This is a genomic window from Mycobacterium ulcerans subsp. shinshuense (assembly GCF_002355775.1).
GTDB lineage: Bacteria > Actinomycetota > Actinomycetes > Mycobacteriales > Mycobacteriaceae > Mycobacterium > Mycobacterium marinum.
The window spans coordinates 3528227-3545112 of record NZ_AP017624.1 but is presented as its reverse complement, the minus strand read 5'-3'; the positions used below and the strand labels follow the sequence as shown (position 1 = coordinate 3545112).

Here is a 16886-nt window from a genome sequence, read left to right as displayed (position 1 = left end):
GCAGCCAAACCGCATTGATTGGGTGAGCAACTCGCGCGTGTCCTGCCGGCCGGTGTGGCGGCCAGCCGCTAGGCTATCGAACAATTGTTCGGACCCGGCAGGGCTGAAGGTGGGAGCATGCAGTGCGGGTGATGGGTGTCGACCCCGGGTTGACGCGGTGTGGGCTGTCTCTGATCGAGAGCGGCCAGGGTCGGCAGCTCACTGCGCTGGACGTCGACGTGGTGCGCACGCCGTCAGATGCCCCGTTGTCGAGTCGGCTGCTGGCCATCAACGAGGCCGTTGAACACTGGCTGGAGACGCATCGTCCGGATGTGGTTGCGATCGAGCGGGTGTTCTCCCAGCAAAATGTGAAGACCGTGATGGGCACCGCGCAGGCCGGCGGCGTGGTCGCACTGGCGGCGGCCAAGCGTGGTGTGGAGGTGCACTTTCATACCCCGAGCGAGGTGAAGGCGGCGGTCACCGGCAACGGTACCGCCGACAAGGCACAGGTCACCGCGATGGTCACCAGAATTCTTGCGCTGCAGACCAAACCGACGCCGGCCGACGCCGCCGACGCACTGGCGTTGGCAATCTGTCATTGCTGGAGGGCGCCTATGATCGCCCAGATGGCCAAAGCACATGCGCTGGCCGAACAACAACGGCGCAGCTATACCGCCAAACTCAAGGCCGCCCGATGATCTCGTCGCTGCGCGGTGAGGTACTCGAGGTGGCACTCGATCACGTGGTCATCGAGGCCGCCGGTGTCGGCTATCGGGTGAACGCGACGCCGTCGACTCTGGCGACGCTGCGGCAGGGGACCGATGCCCGCCTGATCACCGCGATGATCGTGCGCGAGGATTCGATGACCCTGTACGGCTTCGTTGACGGGGAGACCCGCGATCTGTTCCTGACACTGCTGTCGGTGTCTGGAGTGGGGCCCCGGTTGGCGATGGCGACGCTGTCGGTGCACGACGCCAACGGGCTTCGGCAGGCGTTGGCCGACGGCGATGTCACCGCGCTGACCCGGGTACCCGGAATTGGCAAACGCGGCGCCGAGCGAATGGTGGTGGAGCTGCGCGACAAAGTCGGTCCAGCGGGTTCGGCCGCCACCGCGCCCGCGGTAAACGGTCACACCGTGCGCGCTCCGGTGGTCGAAGCCCTGGTCGGCCTCGGGTTCGCCGCCAAGCAGGCCGAGGAAGCCACCGACAAGGTGTTGGCCGGCGACGGCGAGGCGACGACATCGAGCGCGCTGCGTGCCGCCCTGTCGTTGTTGGGGAAGGCCCGATAGTCGATGAGCACCGATCCCGATGAGCGCGAGGTCTCACCGGCGCTGACCGTTGGCGATGGCGATGTCGACGTCAGCCTGCGGCCGCGCTCATTGCGTGAGTTCATCGGCCAGCCACGGGTGCGCGAACAACTTCAGCTGGTGATTCAGGGCGCCAAGAATCGCGGCGGCACACCGGATCACATTCTGTTGTCCGGTCCGCCCGGGCTCGGGAAGACCTCGCTGGCGATGATCATCGCCGCCGAGCTTGGTTCCTCCCTGCGGATGACATCGGGTCCCGCGCTCGAGCGGGCCGGCGATCTGGCCGCGATGTTGTCCAACCTGGTCGAGCATGACGTGCTGTTCATCGACGAGATTCACCGCATCGCCCGGCCCGCCGAGGAGATGCTCTATCTGGCCATGGAGGATTTCCGGGTCGACGTGGTGGTCGGCAAAGGGCCGGGGGCGACATCGATTCCGCTGGACGTCGCGCCGTTCACCCTGGTCGGGGCCACCACCCGATCCGGCGCGTTGACGGGGCCGCTGCGTGACCGGTTCGGTTTCACCGCACACATGGATTTTTATGAGCCTGCTGAGCTGGAGCGAGTGCTGGTCCGTTCCGCCGGAATTCTGGGCATCCAACTCGGTGCGGACGCGGGGGCCGAGATCGCCCGCCGGTCACGCGGGACTCCGCGGATCGCCAACCGGCTGTTGCGCCGCGTCCGTGACTTTGCCGAGGTTCGTGCCGACGGGGTGATCACCCGTGATGTCGCCAAGGCGGCGCTGGCGGTTTACGACGTCGACGAGCTGGGCCTGGATCGGCTGGACCGTGCCGTGCTTTCCGCCCTGACCCGCAGTTTCAGTGGCGGTCCGGTAGGTGTGTCGACGCTGGCGGTGGCGGTAGGGGAGGAGGCCAGCACCGTGGAGGAGGTGTGTGAGCCGTTCCTGGTCCGTGCCGGCATGGTCGCGCGCACTCCACGCGGCCGGGTGGCCACCGCACTGGCCTGGACTCACCTGGGCATGACGCCACCGGCGGGAGCGAATCAGCCGGGGCTGTTCGAGTAGCGAGTGGGCCGGGCGGCGGTGCTGGCTAGGGAGAGCCGTTCGTCCCATCGGTGCCGATCAGCGTGCCGCCGCTGCCGCCGGTGCCGCCGGTTCCTCCATTGACGCCGTTGCCTCCGTTGCCCCCGTAGCCCACGGGTGTCGGGGTGAACGAGCCGTCGGAAATCACCCCGACGCTGCCGCCGTTGCCGCCGTTGGCCGCCCCTACGCCACTGCCGGCGTTGCCACCGTGTCCACCGGCGCCGTTGCCGAACAACGCGCCCGCGTTGCCGCCGTCGCCGCCATTGCCCACGGCGTTGACGGTTGCCGAGCCGCCGTCGCCGCCCGCACCGCCGTAGCCCGCGCCGATGAGCACGGCGCCCTGACCGCCCTGGCCACCGGCGCCGCCGAAGTCGTTGGCGAATCCGCCGATGCTGCCGGCGCCGCCGACGCCCAAGCCCATCACGGCCGCGCCGGAACCACCCGCGCCCCCGGCGCCGCTGGTGCCGTTTGCGAAGCCACCGATACCACCGATACCGCCGACGCCGACACCGACGAGTGCGGCTCCTGCGCCGCCCTCACCGCCCACACCGCCGGTACCTCCGGTGTGGGGGGTAACGGCGGTGGCTGAACCGCCCATGCCGCCGGCGCCGCCCAGGCCATAGAACAGACCGCGCCCGGCACCGCCGGCGCCGCCGTCCCCTCCGGCCACGCCGCCGCTCCCGCCGGTTCCGCCGGTGCCGCCGACGGCCGAGAGCGCGCCGCCGGCCCCGCCGGCGCCGCCGATACCGCCGGTGCCCTGGGGAGCGTTGCCGCCGACCCCGCCGTTGCCGCCCCAGCCCAGCAAGGGCGCGTTGCCGCCGGCCCCGCCTGCACCCGCGATCTCGCCGATGCCGCTCACCGAACCTCCGGCACCCCCGTTGCCGCCGCTGCCGGCGAGCCAGCCGCCGCTGCCACCGGCTCCGCCGGTCCCGCCGAGGAAGCCGTTGCCGCCGTTGCCGCCGTTGCCGATCAGTCCGGCCGAGCCGCCGCTGCCGCCGTTTTGGAGGCCCCCGCTGGTGAAGCTGTAGCCGTTGCCGCCGTTGCCGTACAGGATGCCGCCGGCACCGCCGTTGGGGCTTGTCGCGGTTCCGTTGGCGCCGTTGCCGATCAGCGGGCGTCCGAACAGCGCCTGGGTGGGTGTGTTCACCGCGTCCAGCACGGTGGATTCCAGGGTCTGCAGTGGGGAGGCGTTGGCGGCCTCTGCGCTTGCGTAGGCTCCGCTGGCCGAGTTGAGCAGCTGGACAATGCGCTGGTGTACCTGGGCGCCCTGGGCGCTGAGCGCTTGGTATTGCGCTCCGTGATTCCTCAGCATTGTGGCGATGGCGTGCGACACCTCATCGCCACCCGCTGCCAGCACGCTGGTGGTCGGTGCTGCGACGGCGGCGTTGGCCGCGCCCAACGATGTGCCGATGTTTGCCACATCTTGCGCCGCCGCGCGCACTAGCTCCGGAGTCGCGAACACAAACGCCATCGAGGCCTCCACCCAAGTCAGGTCACCCGGACCAACAAGCGAAAGAAGCCATTCTTACTGAACTTGGTTGGGGTTGCCTTCGTTTGGTGAGACTATTTGTCTCAGGTTTTGTGCCGCCCCGGCCGACCTGGGTCAACCGGCGCTTTTGTCCGCCAAATGGGTGTGACGAGTGGCCGCAGCGGGGTGGCGCGTGTGTCCGCGCGCCGCGGCCAGCCCGATATCAGGATCCGTTCGTCCCGTCGGCGCCGATCAGTATGCCGCCGCTGCCGCCGGTGCCGCCGGTGCCAGGGGTGCCGCCGTTGCCGCCGTTGCCGCCGTCACCGAAAAGCGTTTGGGTGAAGGTGCCGTTGGCAACTACCCCGATGTTGCCGCCGTTGCCGCCGTTGCCACCGGTGGCACCGGCATTGCCGCCGTTGCCGCCGTCCCCGCCGCGCCCGATGTTGAACAGGCCGCCGCCGTTGCCGCCGTCACCGCCGTTGCCGCCTGCTCCGACGAAACTGTTGCCACCGACAGCACCATCGCCGCCGAAGCCCGCGCCCCACAGCGCGGCGCCTTGGCCGCCCGCGCCGCCGTCCCCGCCGGTGGCAGTGCCGAATCCGCCAACGCCGCCGATGCCACCGACGCCCAGTCCCGTGAGTGTGACGCCCTGGCCGCCGACACCGCCCGCGCCACCGGTTGTGCCGGCGCCGCTCATGCCGCCGAACCCTCCGACACCCGCGCCGACGAGCACACCGGCCACGCCGCCGGCGCCGCCGGTGCCACCGATGTCGCCGCCGGCGCCGCCGGTGCCACCGATGTCGCCGCCGTAGCCACCGATGCCGCCGGCCCCGGACTGGGCGTAGCCGATGATCACGCCGCTCTCGCCACCGGTGCCGCCGGTGCCGCCGATGCCGGTGGCATCGGCGGCAGCGCCGCCGGCCCCACCGGAGCCGCCCAGGCCGAACAGCAGGCCGCCGCCCGCACCGCCGTCGCCGCCGACACCGCCGGAGGTTGTGCCGGTTCCGCCGGCGCCGCCGGCGCCACCTAGACCAAACAAACGACCGGATCCTTCGCCGCCGACTCCGCCGTCCCCTCCGGCAGTAGCGCCGGTCCCGCCGGCGCCGCCGGCCCCGCCGATGGCCGCGAGCGCGCCGCCGGCCCCGCCGGCGCCGCCCATCCCACCGGCGCCCTGAGTGGAGTAACCGCCAGCCCCGCCATTGCCGCCCCAGCCCAGCAAGGGAGCGCTGCCGCCAGCCCCGCCTGCGCCGCCGACCTCGCCGACGCCGGTCACCGAGCCCCCGGCACCTCCGTTGCCGCCGCTACCGGCGAGCCAGCCGCCGCTGCCCGCGGCTCCGCCGGCCCCGCCGAGGAAGCCGTTGCCGCCGTTGCCGCCGTTGCCGATCAGTCCGGCCGAGCCGCCGGTGCCGCCACTCTGGGTGCCCCCGCTGGTGAAGCTGTAGCCGTTGCCGCCGTTGCCGTACAAGAATCCGCCGGCACCGCCGTTGGGGCTCGTCGCGGTTCCGTTGGCGCCGTCGCCGATCAGTGGCCGTCCGAAGATCGCCTGGGTGGGTGTGTTCAGTGCGCCCACCACGTTGGATTCCAAGGTCTGCAGTGGGGAGACGTTGGCGGCTTCTACGCCGGCGTAGGCTCCGGCGGCAGAGTTGAGTAGCTGCATGAAGCCCTGGTGGAACTGCGCGGCCTGAGCGCTGAGCGCTTGATATTGCGTGCCGTGACTACTCAGTAGTGCGGCGATGGCCTGCGACACGTCATCGGCGCCCGCCGAGAGCACGCTGGTGGTCGACGCCGCGACGGCGGCGTTGGCCGCGCCCAACGAAGTGCCGATACTCGCCACGTTCTCGGCTGCCGCGCTCACCAGCTCCGGGGCCGCGATCACAAACGACATTTCAACCTCCACCTGTGTGATGTGCCTTACACATACTAGGAATGCGTGGGGCTTTTGGGGCGCCGTTTCCCGATCTGCTCCCAACCTGGCGTTTCGAGCCAGGTCCGGGCCGGTATGGTCGCGCATACCCGACTCCACCCGCCGGGTGAACCGAGCCGGTGCCGTTCGAGTAGTTCGAGTGGAAGGCCGTGATGATGATCATCGCCGGGTTGATATTTGCCGCGCTGGCGGGACTGCTGCACGTCTATATCTTCACCATGGAGTCGCTGACCTGGACCTCGCCGCGCACCCGCGCGACGTTTGGCACGACGGCGGAGGAAGCTGAAACCACCAAGCTGCTGGCCTTCAATCAGGGCTTCTACAACCTGTTTCTGGCGATTGTCGGCGGATTGGGCATCGCTGGTGTGGCCATGGGCCACAATGGGATCGGAGCCGCACTCATCTTCGCCGGCGTCGGATCGATGGCCGCGGCGGCGGTCGTGTTGTTGATCTCGGCGCCGGACAAGGCGCGAGCCGCGGTGACGCAGGGCCTGTTTCCGGTGATCAGCCTGGTCCTGCTCGGGCTCGGGCTCGCGTCGTAGGGCGATTCGCTGCTGCCTTGATCCTGTGACGGGCGTTACATCGCCTCAGCTTTCGGGTACCCGAAAAGGTATCGGAAGAGGAGATTGCGATGACGCACATAGAAGATCGCCCCGCCCGGTTGGGCATGCCACGCTCGCGCGGCGCGGTGACCGGGATACTTCTAGTGGTTCTGGGCGCCTGGGGAGCGCTGATCCCATTTGTCGGGCCTAGCTTCGATTTGGGCTATACCCCCGGCCACGCGTGGACCGCCGCCCGCGGCTGGCTGGAGGTGTTGCCTGGCATCGTGACCGTGGTCGCTGGTCTGCTATTGATCATTTCCACAAACCGCGCCAGTGCGGTGTTCGGTGGCTGGCTGGCCGGTCTTGCCGGAGCCTGGTTTGTGGTCGGAGTTTCGCTCGCCCCACTGTTGAGGATCGGCTCCGTTGGCGACCCGGTCGCGGCCACGAACTTCAAACGCGCCCTCATCGAGGTCTCGTACTTTTCGGGCCTGGGTGTGGTGATCGTGTTCTTGGCCGGTGCCGTCTTGGCAAGGCTGGTGGCGCGATTGGCGCGCGATGTCCAACCGGTACCCGCGCCGGCCTATGCGGCCTACGCGCCCGAGGCGGACCAGACAGCCGAGGAGGAGCCGCAGGACGAGCCCGAGTCCAAGGATCCCAAGTCAAAGGACGAGGCAACGGAAGAGGAAGCGCCGAAGGAACCCGAGGAGAGCGAGGCCGAGGCCGAGACCGAGCATCACGGCCTGGCGTTTCACCCGTTCCGCCGACACCGCGCCGGCGTGTAGCCGGGTAGAGCGACCTGGCCGCCGGCCGGCGCCGGTACTAACCGGACTGGCCGGCGCCGCCCGCGGCGCTGGGCACAAATTGGAAGGAATTGCCGCCCTGGCCGCCCGCGCCCCCACCCGTGCCGCCCGAGCCGCCGCTGGTGGTGCCCGTTCCTCCGGTGCCGCCGTTGACTCCATCGGCGCCGTTACCAGCGTCAAGGCTCAAGGTGGAGGCCCGGGCACCGCCGCCGCCCCCGCCGCCGGTGCCCCCGGGAGCCCCGGTGCCTCCGGAGCCGCCGAAGGCGCTGCTGAAGGTGGTGCTGCCGGCGAACGCTATGGCGTTGCCTCCCGCGCCTCCATTTCCGGCGGTGCCACCGGCGCCGCCGGCGGCGCCGCCTCCACCGCCGCCCCCGCCGACGGCACCCGTCCCGGCGGCGGCACCCGCGCCTCCTCCGCCACCGCCTCCGCCTCCGCCGGTACCGCCTCCGCCGGTACCGGCGCTGGGGGTCGGGCCGGTGTTGCTACTGGATGCGGTGCCGCCGGTGCCGCCGGTGCCGCCTTGGCCGCCGAGGGCACCGTTGCCTCCGCCGTTGCCGCCGTGGCCGCCCGCGCCACCTCCTCCGCCACCGCCGGCATATCCGACGGCGGTATCGATGCCAGAGGTGTTGTTGCCGCCATTTCCGCCATTTCCGCCAATATCGCCTTGGCCGCCCTGACCGCCGATGGCGTTGGCGGCGCCGGGCGCCCCGCCATTGCCGCCGGCCCCGCCATTGCCGCCGGTACCGCCGCTCGCGCTGGCGGTGCCGCCGGTGCCGGTGTTGATACCGCCGTGGCCGCCGGCGCCGCCGTTGCCGCCGAGACCGCCGTTGCCACCGGACCCGCCGCCGACCCCACCGATACCGGCGCCGCCAGCGCCTCCGTCACCCCCGGCGCCCCCGGCGCCACCGGGGCCGCCCGTGGTCGGGGCGGTGCCGTCGGTGCCGGTGGTGCCGATGCTGCCGGCCCCACCGTTGCCGCCGAGACCGCCGTTGCCGCCGGTACCGATGCCGCCGCCGGAGCCGGCATGCGCCAAGAAATTGACTGGCACGGTCACGGCGCCGGCGGCCCCCGCGGCGCCGGCGGCGCCGCCGGCGCCGCCCATTGCGCCGTCGCCACCGGTCATGCCAAAGCCCGTTGCGTCGCCGCCGTTGCCGCCTAGGCTGCCGGCCCCGCCCAGGCCGCCGGCCCCGCCGCCACCACTGGACCCGCCGATCAGCGACTGGTCGGCCCCGCCGGCCCCGCCGGTCCCGCCGGCCCCGCCGAAACCACCGATTTGTCCGGTCACGCCGGCCGAGCCCAACGTTCCCGCGGCTCCGTCCGCGCCGGCCCCGTCGGCCCCGCCAGCCCCGCCGGCCCCGAACAACGACACCAGTTGCCTATTGGCCCCACCGGCCCCGCCGTCACCGCCAGTCCCACCCGCTTGCGGTGCTGCCGACCGCACCGGCTCCACCGGCCGCACCCGCTCCACCGGCGCCACCGACCCCGCCGTTGCCGCCGCCGATGAGCCCGTTGGCGCCGCCGGTCCCGCCGGCTCCGCCAGCCCCGCCGGGAGTGGTCGCGCTGCCGCCGGCGCCGCCGGCCCCGCCGGCACCCCACAGGCCCGCTGATCCGCCCGCGCCACCAGCCTGCCCGGGCGCGCCCGACCCGCCGTTGCCGCCGTTGCCTACCAGCCACCCGCCGTCCCCACCGGCCGCCCCGGTGCCGTCCACCCCATTGGCGCCGTTGCCGATCAGCGGGCGCCCGGTCAGCATTTGGCTGGGGGCGTTGATGCCCGCCAGCAGGTCCTGCTCCAGGGTTTGCAGCGGCGAGGCGTTGGCGGCCTCAGCCCCCGAATAGGCTCCTGCGCCGGTAAGTAGTGCCCGCACAAAGTCGGTATGGAACTGCTCCATGCGCGCGCTGAGCGTTTGAAATTCTTGCGCGTAGGCGCCAAACATTCGGGTGACAGCCGCTGATACCTCGTCGCCGGCCAGCGAGGCTATCGCCGTGGTCGACGGCGCCGCTGCCCCGGTAGCCGCCCGCACGGCATCCCCGATCCCACTCAAATCGTTTGCTGCCGCGGTCAAGAACTCAGGTGTTGCGATTACAAAAGACGACATCGTTGGCGCTCCTGCGGTAGGGCGGTCAGTCTCCTATAAGAATGTGACACCCACCTCACGCGTAGCGCATAGAAAATTCACATTATTAGCAAAAAATTTGCAAACACCGCCCAGCTCCACGATGGGTTCGGGCCGTTGGACTTGTCCCCGTCCTCAGAGCAGGCCGAGTAGGCGCAGGTCGCTGACGTACTTCACGATGATCGGCGCGCCGACGTGCGGAATGTCTTTGTCGGGGCCGATCTTGGCCTCTTGCACCGCTGCCCGGAAGCGATCGGTAGGGGCGATCGACCCGCGGACGGGCCGCTCCGGCTGCCGATAGTTGTGCAACAGCGGCAGCAGTGAGCTGTGCCGCTGCCGATCGGGCAGTGCGCGCAGTGCGGTTTCGAAGCGCTGCAGCCAGTCGCCATAGTCAGCGATGCGCTGGATGGGGCAACCGGACTCGTTGAGCCAGTCGACGAACTCGTCGAGTCCGATGCCGTCGTCGTAAGGGTTCATCACGTGATACGTGTGGAACCCATCCTGGCTCTGCGCACCCAAAGTCGAAATCGCCTCGGCGATGAACTCGACGGGCAGACCGTCATAGTGGGCGCGTTGCCGGGCGCCGTCGGCCGCAAGCTCATAGAACGAACCCGGCGCGATACCGGTGGCCGCCAGGCTCAGGATCATACGGGTGAACATGTCCGGCACGTTGAGCTGTCCCGCCCATGTGGTGTCGGCCAGGATCATGTCGCAGCGGAACACCGCAACCGGCAGGCCACACAGGACATGCGCCTCGCGCAACAGCACCTCGCCGGCCCACTTGCTGTTCGAATAGCCATTGGCGTAGCTGTCGTCGACCGCGCGGGTGGCGCTGATGACCCGGATGTCGGCGTCCTCGGTGAACGCCGACGGCGGGATCTGGTCGGCGACACCGATTGTCGAGGTGTAGCTGTAGGGCTTGATCTTGGAGGTGAGCGCCAGCCGCAGCAGCTCGGCGGTGCCCAGCGCGTTGGGCCCGAACAGCTGGCTGTATGGCAGTACGTGGTTGACCAGGGCCGCGGGGTCGACGATCAGGTCGACCGTGTCGGCCAGGCGTTGCCAGGTCTGCCGGTCCAGTCCGAGGTCGGCTTCGCCCTTGTCACCGGCGAGCACCTCGAGGTGGTCGCCGGCCAGTGCGCGGTAGTGGGCCAGCAGGTCGGGGGCGCCGCTGTCGAACGTCTTGTCCAGCCGCGCCCGTGCTTCGGTGTCGGACTTGGCCCGGACCAGGCAGATCAGTTTGCCGTCGACCAGGTCCATCCGCTCCAGCCATTCCAGGGCCAGGTAGCGCCCGAGGAAGCCGGTGGCGCCGGTCAGCAGCACGGTGCGCACTTGGGTGTTTGCGGCGGGCAGCCGGGGAGCTTCGGCCAGGGTTGCGGCATCGATGAATTTGTCCAGGGACAGGTCACCGGCATGCACCTCGGTGACCTGCTCATTCGAGGCGCCGTGGACCGAGGCGAAGGTCGGCCGTGACGAGCCGGGTTTGCGAGCCGCCTCGACGTAGTCGGCCAGGGCCTGCAAGTCGTTGGCGGGGCTGACGATGACGCCCACCGGCACATCGATGTCGAAGATCTCGTGCAGCAGGTTGGTGAACGACAGCGCCGACAGCGAGTCGCCGCCCAAATCGGTGAAGTGCGCATCGGGCTGGACGTCAGAGGCGCTGCCGCCCAACAGCGCGGCCGCCGCGCGGCACACCGTCACCAGCACCGGCGCATCGGCACCGCTTTGGCGCAGCGAGCGCAGTTCGTCGGCCTGGCCGTGTGCCAGGTCCGTGTAGATCTGCTCGAGAAGCTCGCCGTAATGCTTTTTCAGCTGCGGCCTGGCCAACTTGCGGATGCCGGTGAGCAGGCCGTTCTCCAGCGTCCATGGTGTTGTTTCGATAATGAAGTCGCGCGGGATCTCGTAGGACTGCAGGCCGGCGGCCTTTGCGACCTCTTGCAGCGAGTCGCCCAGCCGTGCCTTGAGCTCCTCGACAGGCACGGCGTCCAGCGCCTCCTGGGTGGGGACGATCACCGCCAACAGGTAGGCGCGGGCGCTGTTGCCGTAGATGTAGATCTGCCGTACCAGTGGGCTGTCGCCAAACACCGCTTCGAGTTTGGAGACGGTGACGAACTCGCCCTGCGACAGCTTCAACACGTTGTTGCGGCGGTCGAGGTACACGAACTGTTCGGGGCCGACCTCGGCCATGATGTCGCCGGTCCGGTAGAAGCCGTCAGCATCGAACACGTCGGCGGTGACTTCGGCTCGCTGGTAGTAGCCCGGGAACAAACTATCGGTCTTGACCAGCAACTCGCCCCGCGGATGTGGCCGGTCGGTCAGGAAGTAACCCAGGTCGGGAACATCGACCAGCTTGTAGTCGAGTACCGCCGGGCGCCGAATGGCTCCGTCGATCAGGATCATCCCGGCCTCGGTGGAGCCGTAGCCCTCGACCAGATGCATGTCGAGCAGCTCCTCGACCCACGCCTTCATCTCGTCGGAGATCGGGGCGGAGCCGGTCAGTGCGCTGGTATACCGTCCACCGAGCACGTCCTTGCGTATCTCGGCCTTGACCTGGGCTTCGAGCGCGACCCGGTCGGCGCCGTCGACCAGGCGGCGGTCGACCTCACTCTGAAACTCGTCGAACACCATGTCCCACACGCGCGGCACGAAGGTCAGCTCGGTGGGCCGCACCAGCGCCAGGTCTTCGAACAAGGTGGAGAGATCGCTTTTCGCCACGAAGTAGGCGGTGCCGCCATTGCACAGCGTGCCGTACAGGATTTGGCGGCCCATGACGTGGCTCATTGGCATGAAGTTCAGCGTGATCGACGGCTCGTAGCCGCCTTCGAACCAGGTGCGCTTGCGCCAGAAGGTCGCAACGTTGCGTCGGGGGTACATCGCGCCCTTGGGCGCACCGGTGCTGCCCGAGGTGTAGATCAGTAGCGCGAGCGAGTCGTCGGACACATCGGTGCCGGGCGCCGAGCCGGCGGACGCACCGCGGGGCACGTCGCCGCGCGCGATGGCCTCGGCCAGGGTTTCGACGACCGCCGAGCCAGCCAGGCGCTCCCGGGCGGATTCGACCGCTGCGCGGTGTGCGTCAACCTGCCGGTGGTGGTCGAACACTAGGACTCGGGTAGCGGTCTGACCGGACAGAGCCAATTCGGTGGCGTCAGCGAGTGCGTCGACGCTGGCCGCGATCATGGTGGGCTGGGTCTCGGCGACGATCGGCTGCAGCTGGGTTATCGCCGCGCTGGTCTGCAGTGGTACGGCCACCGCGCCCAGCCGCGCCAAAGTCATGTCGATCGTGGCGTAGTCGACGCTGTTGAAGCCCAACAAGCAGACCCGGTCGCCCGGTTTCACCGTCTGTTCGGCGCTGAGCACGTCGGCCAGTGCGCTGATGCGGTCCCAAAGCTCGCCGTAGCTGATGGTTTCGAAGTGGGGGAGCAGTCGCAGCGTGGTGTGGCCGGTGCCGGCATCGGTCACGAATTCGACCGAGCGCTGAGCGAGAGCCGGCCGATCGGCGTATCCGGTCATGACGGTCTCGATGATCTGGGGTAGCGGTAGACCCGGCCGCTCGATTGCTGCGGTGATCGCCGTGGCGGGTTTGGCGGCGGCGAACTGCGAGTCGTTGGCGTAGAGGTCCTGGATGCGGCGCTCGAGCCGCTCTTCACGCGTGATTGGCGACATGGCAGATCCTTGCAATAGCTCAGAAAATCGAGAATTTGACCGCGCGACGTTGCGCTAGACAACTAGAACGTCAGCTAAAGTAACTAACTTTCTCAATGCCTCGGCCGGGCCAAGTGTCGCCAAAGGGTGTGATCTACCCCACCGCCGAGTCCGGGTGTCGACGGATGGGGGACGGGCCGGCTAGAGGTCGGCCAGGATCTGGCACAGGATGTCGAGGCCTTCGGACAGCAGCTCGTCGCTGATCGTCAGTGGTGGCAGCAGCCGGATCACGTTGCCGAACATTCCGCACGTCAAGACAATTACGCCGGCAGCATGGGCGGCGGCGGCCAGCTTTTGGGTGAGCGCAGCGTCGGGTTCGGCAGTGCCCGATTTCACCAGCTCCATGGCGATCATGGCGCCGCGGCCGCGCACATCGCCGAGACGGTCATCGGCGGCTTGCAGGCGCAGCAGTCGGTCCATCACCAGTCGTTCGATCTGGCGGGCCCGTTCGACCATGCCGTCGCGTTCGATCGTTTCGATGGTGGCCAGGGCCGCCGCACACGCGACCGGGTTGCCGCCGAAGGTGCCGCCCAAGCCGCTGGTGTGCGGGGCGTCCATGATCTCGGCCCGGCCGGTGACCGCCGACAAGGGGAATCCGTCGGCGATGCCTTTGGCGGTGACGATCAGGTCGGGCTCGACGTTCTCGTGGTCGCACGCGAACATGGCGCCGGTGCGGGCAAATCCGGTCTGCACCTCGTCGGCGATGAACACCACGTCGTTGTCGCGGCACCACCGCTGCAGCGCGGGCAGGAAACCGTCGGCCGGAACGATGAAGCCGCCCTCGCCCGCGATCGGTTCGATGATGACCGCGGCCAGGTTGGCGGCGCCGATCTGCTTGTCGATGAGGTTGATGGCGCGTTCGGCGGCAAGCTCACCGTCGGTGGCGATGTCTTTGTCGAGCAGGTTGTCCCGGTAGGGGTAGGACACCGGTGCGCGGTAGATCTCCGGCGCAAAGGGGTCGAAGCCGCTCTTGTACGGCATGGACTTGGCGGTCAGCGCCATCGTCAGGTTGGTGCGGCCGTGGTAGGCGTAGTCGAACGCGACCACGGCCTGCTTACGGGTGTGCGCGCGGGCGACCTTGATGGAGTTCTCCACCGCCTCGGCGCCGGAGTTGAACAGCACCGTCCGCTTCTCGCCGGAGCCCGGGGTGATCCGATTGAGCTGTTCGGCGACGGCCACGTAATGCTCGTAGGGGGTCACCATGAAGCAGGTGTGGGTGAACTGCTCCACCTGGTGCCGTACCGCGTCCACCACGCGGGGCGCCGAATTGCCGATAGTCGTGACGGCGATGCCGGAGCCGAGGTCGATCAGCCGGTTGCCGTCGGCGTCCTCCACGATTCCGCCACCCGCGCGAACCACGAACACCGGCGGGGTGACCCCGACGCCACCCGACACCGCCGCGGCCCGGCGCTTGTTGAGCTCCAACGACGCGGGGCCGGGGATTTCGGTGACCAAGAGACGACTTTGATCGAGGCTGGCCACGGGTGTTCTCCTCTCGCGCGGCGCGGGGGTCGCGTCGCGGGTAAAAGCGTATCTGCTCACCCCAGCCCGGCGATCCCTGTGGGGCGGGACGGCAATGGGGCGGGTGCCCGTCGGGGTACGACCTGCGGGAATGGCAGACTGGACCGTTACGAGGCGCGCGAGCCCGGTGTCACGCTCGGCGCCGTCCTCGAATGCCGAGGGAATGCCGATTCGAAAGACAGGCGTGTTGATGGAGAGTTTCGTCCTATTTTTGCCGTTCCTGCTCATCATGGGCGGCTTCATGTACTTCGCCTCGCGACGGCAGCGCAAGGCCATGCAGGCCACCATTGACCTGCACGAGTCGCTCGAGCCTGGCGACCGGGTGCACACTACTTCTGGCCTACAGGCCACCGTCGTCGGCATCACCGAGGACACCGTCGACCTCGAGATCGCCCCCGGTGTGGTCACGACCTGGATGAAGCTGGCCGTACGCGACCGGATCCTGCCCGATGACGACTCCGACGGCGACCTCGATGCAGAAAGCCCAGAAATCTCGGAAATCTCTGAAAGCCACACAGCCAAGGAGCTGTGATCGGGGTTCGGGGTCCGAACATGGCAAGCCGCGTGCGTGACGCACGCGCCCCGCAGCGCCACGTAGGCTCTGTCGGGGGTAAGAACGGAATTTCAAGGAGATAAACGGAACGTGGCGTCGTCTTCTGCGCCGGTGCATCCTGCCCGCTACCTGTCGGTGTTTCTGGTCCTGTTGATCGGCGTCTACCTGCTGGTTTTCCTCACCGGGGACAAGGAGGCGGCCCCCAAACTGGGTATTGACCTGCAGGGCGGCACCCGGGTCACGCTGACCGCGCGGACCCCGGACGGCTCGGCCCCCAGCCGCGAGGCGCTGGCCCAGGCCCAGCAGATCATCAGCGCCCGGGTCAACGGGCTCGGTGTGTCTGGCTCCGAGGTCGTTGTGGACGGGGACAACCTGGTCATTACGGTTCCCGGAAACGACGGCAACGAAGCTCGCAACCTCGGGCAGACCGCACGGCTGTACATCCGGCCGGTGATGAACTCGATGCCTGCCCAGCCCGCTGCCCAAGAACCGCAGCAGGAACCGCAGCAGCCGGGCGGCACTGCGCCCGCCCCAGGCGGACCGGCGCCGAATGCGGGGCAACCGCCCGAATCCGGTGCTCCCGCTTCGCCGCAATCCGGCGCCCCGGCTGCCCCGCAATCGGGAACTCCGGGCCGCCCGGGGGCGCAGCCGCGGCCCTATCCGCAGGACCCACCGCCGTCGCCGGCTCCCGCTCTCAGCCCGGCCCCGACGGGCGGCCCCGCGCCACCCGCCGCCGGGGCCCAGCAGCCGGCGGACTTGCCGCCGGGCGAAGAGCCCGCGCTGCCGGATCCGCGCAAGGATCTCGCTGAGCGGATTGCGCAGGAGAAGAAGTGGCGGCAGAGCACCAACCAGTACATCCAGATGGTCGCTCTGCAATTCGAGGCCACCCAGTGCGGCAAGGACGACATCCTGGCCGGCAACGATGACCCGAAGTTGCCCCTGGTGACCTGCTCCACCGACCACAAGACCGCCTACCTGCTGGCGCCGTCGATCATTAGCGGCGATCAGATTCAAAACGCCACCTCCGGAATGGATCAGCGCAGCATCGGCTACGTGGTGGATCTGCAGTTCAAGAGCCAGGCGGCCAACACCTGGGCTGACTACACGGCCGCTCACATCGGTACTCAGACCGCCTTCACCTTGGACTCGCAGGTCGTGAGCGCACCGCAGATTCTGGAGGCGATACCCGGCGGCCGGACCCAGATCAGTGGGGGAGAGCCACCATTTAGCGCATCGACCGCACGCCAGCTGGCCAACGTCCTGAAATATGGTTCGCTGCCGCTGTCTTTCGAGTCGTCTGAGGCACAAACGGTTTCGGCGACACTGGGTTTGACGTCGCTGCGAGCGGGCCTGATCGCGGGCGCGATCGGCCTGGCGTTGGTGCTGCTCTACTCCCTGCTGTATTACCGGGTGCTCGGGTTGCTCACGGCGCTATCGCTAATCGCCTCTGGTGCAATGGTTTTCGCGATCCTGGTGTTGTTGGGTCGCTATATCAACTACACCCTTGACCTGGCGGGTATCGCGGGTCTGATCATCGGTATCGGCACCACCGCCGACTCGTTCGTGGTGTTCTTCGAACGAATCAAGGACGAGATCCGTGAGGGTCGTTCGTTCCGCTCGGCGGTGCCACGAGGTTGGGCGCGCGCCCGCAAGACGATCGTGTCGGGTAACGCGGTCACCTTCCTGGCCGCCGCGGTGCTGTACTTCCTGGCAATCGGGCAGGTGAAGGGTTTCGCATTCACGCTGGGCCTTACCACGATTCTGGACATCGTCGTGGTCTTCCTGGTGACCTGGCCGCTGGTCTACTTGGCCTCTAAGTCGCCACGGTTGGCGAAGCCGGCTTACAACGGCTTGGGTGCGGTTCAGCAGGTTGCTCGCGAACGGCGTGCCTCCGACTCGAGGACTCGATCGGGCATCGCGAAGACGGGACGGGGATAAC

At 68.8% G+C, this 16886-nt stretch carries 11 protein-coding genes and 1 pseudogene; 7 read left to right on the top strand and 5 right to left on the bottom strand.

The features are described from left to right. Positions 1 to 122 precede the first annotated feature (122 nt). Genes ruvC through ruvB form a run of 3 tightly spaced genes read left to right on the top strand, consistent with a single transcriptional unit; the run spans position 123 to position 2308 of the window. Positions 123 to 677 carry a crossover junction endodeoxyribonuclease RuvC gene (gene ruvC, locus SHTP_RS15810; protein WP_011739820.1) on the top strand — a complete coding sequence of 185 codons (555 nt, stop codon included), beginning with the start codon at positions 123 to 125 and terminating at the stop codon, positions 675 to 677. Beyond that, positions 674 to 1267, top strand: a complete 594-nt coding sequence (gene ruvA, locus SHTP_RS15805) for a Holliday junction branch migration protein RuvA (RefSeq protein ID WP_011739821.1) — start codon at positions 674 to 676, stop codon at positions 1265 to 1267. Before ruvC ends, ruvA begins: the two co-directional genes overlap by 4 nt. Positions 1268 to 1270: 3 nt before the next feature. Next, complete coding sequence (ruvB, locus tag SHTP_RS15800) at positions 1271 to 2308, top strand: Holliday junction branch migration DNA helicase RuvB (protein WP_012393880.1); 1038 nt, start codon at positions 1271 to 1273, stop codon at positions 2306 to 2308. A gap of 25 nt (positions 2309 to 2333) precedes the next feature. Here ruvB and SHTP_RS15795 read toward each other — a convergent pair whose 3' ends face one another. Continuing rightward, complete coding sequence (locus tag SHTP_RS15795; protein WP_096372510.1) at positions 2334 to 3797, bottom strand: PE family protein; 1464 nt, start codon at positions 3795 to 3797, stop codon at positions 2334 to 2336. Between the two features lie 220 nt (positions 3798 to 4017). Continuing rightward, a complete protein-coding gene (locus tag SHTP_RS15790) occupies positions 4018 to 5679 on the bottom strand; it encodes a PE family protein (protein WP_096372509.1) in 1662 nt (553 codons plus the stop codon). Positions 5680 to 5873: 194 nt separating this feature from the next. On the opposite strand from SHTP_RS15790, the gene SHTP_RS15785 reads away from it, so the two are divergent. Together SHTP_RS15785 and SHTP_RS15780 are read left to right on the top strand one after the other, a co-directional pair. Next, positions 5874 to 6260: a DUF1304 domain-containing protein gene (locus SHTP_RS15785; RefSeq protein ID WP_041300342.1), complete on the top strand. Its 387-nt coding sequence runs from the start codon at positions 5874 to 5876 to the stop codon at positions 6258 to 6260. 89 nt (positions 6261 to 6349) lie between these two features. Then, positions 6350 to 7042, top strand: a complete 693-nt coding sequence (locus SHTP_RS15780) for a hypothetical protein (RefSeq protein ID WP_096371100.1) — start codon at positions 6350 to 6352, stop codon at positions 7040 to 7042. A gap of 37 nt (positions 7043 to 7079) precedes the next feature. Here SHTP_RS15780 and SHTP_RS29835 read toward each other — a convergent pair. The 3 genes and pseudogenes from SHTP_RS29835 to gabT form a co-directional block, all read right to left on the bottom strand. After that, a pseudogene (locus tag SHTP_RS29835) lies at positions 7080 to 9156 on the bottom strand (PE family protein). Positions 9157 to 9309: 153 nt separating this feature from the next. Continuing rightward, a complete protein-coding gene (gene car / locus SHTP_RS15770; RefSeq protein ID WP_096371099.1) occupies positions 9310 to 12834 on the bottom strand; it encodes a carboxylic acid reductase in 3525 nt (1174 codons plus the stop codon). A 180-nt stretch (positions 12835 to 13014) separates the two neighbouring features. After that, positions 13015 to 14355, bottom strand: coding sequence for a 4-aminobutyrate--2-oxoglutarate transaminase (gene gabT / locus SHTP_RS15765; RefSeq protein ID WP_096371098.1), 1341 nt, complete (start codon positions 14353 to 14355; stop codon positions 13015 to 13017). Between the two features lie 229 nt (positions 14356 to 14584). On the opposite strand from gabT, the gene yajC reads away from it, so the two are divergent. Both yajC and secD read left to right on the top strand, forming a co-directional pair. Next, positions 14585 to 14926: a preprotein translocase subunit YajC gene (gene yajC / locus SHTP_RS15760; RefSeq protein ID WP_011739829.1), complete on the top strand. Its 342-nt coding sequence runs from the start codon at positions 14585 to 14587 to the stop codon at positions 14924 to 14926. 111 nt (positions 14927 to 15037) lie between these two features. Continuing rightward, positions 15038 to 16885, top strand: a complete 1848-nt coding sequence (gene secD, locus SHTP_RS15755) for a protein translocase subunit SecD (protein WP_096371097.1) — start codon at positions 15038 to 15040, stop codon at positions 16883 to 16885. Position 16886: the final 1 nt, after the last annotated feature.

Coding starts and splice junctions, on each gene's coding strand:
- ruvB (WP_012393880.1), top strand. CDS start 1,271: ATGAGCACCGATCCCGATGAGCGCGAGGTCTCACCGGCGCTGACCGTT.
- yajC (WP_011739829.1), top strand. CDS start 14,585: ATGGAGAGTTTCGTCCTATTTTTGCCGTTCCTGCTCATCATGGGCGGC.
- car (WP_096371099.1), bottom strand. CDS start 12,834: ATGTCGCCAATCACGCGTGAAGAGCGGCTCGAGCGCCGCATCCAGGAC.
- ruvA (WP_011739821.1), top strand. CDS start 674: ATGATCTCGTCGCTGCGCGGTGAGGTACTCGAGGTGGCACTCGATCAC.
- SHTP_RS15785 (WP_041300342.1), top strand. CDS start 5,874: ATGATCATCGCCGGGTTGATATTTGCCGCGCTGGCGGGACTGCTGCAC.
- SHTP_RS15795 (WP_096372510.1), bottom strand. CDS start 3,797: ATGGCGTTTGTGTTCGCGACTCCGGAGCTAGTGCGCGCGGCGGCGCAA.
- SHTP_RS15780 (WP_096371100.1), top strand. CDS start 6,350: ATGACGCACATAGAAGATCGCCCCGCCCGGTTGGGCATGCCACGCTCG.
- SHTP_RS15790 (WP_096372509.1), bottom strand. CDS start 5,679: ATGTCGTTTGTGATCGCGGCCCCGGAGCTGGTGAGCGCGGCAGCCGAG.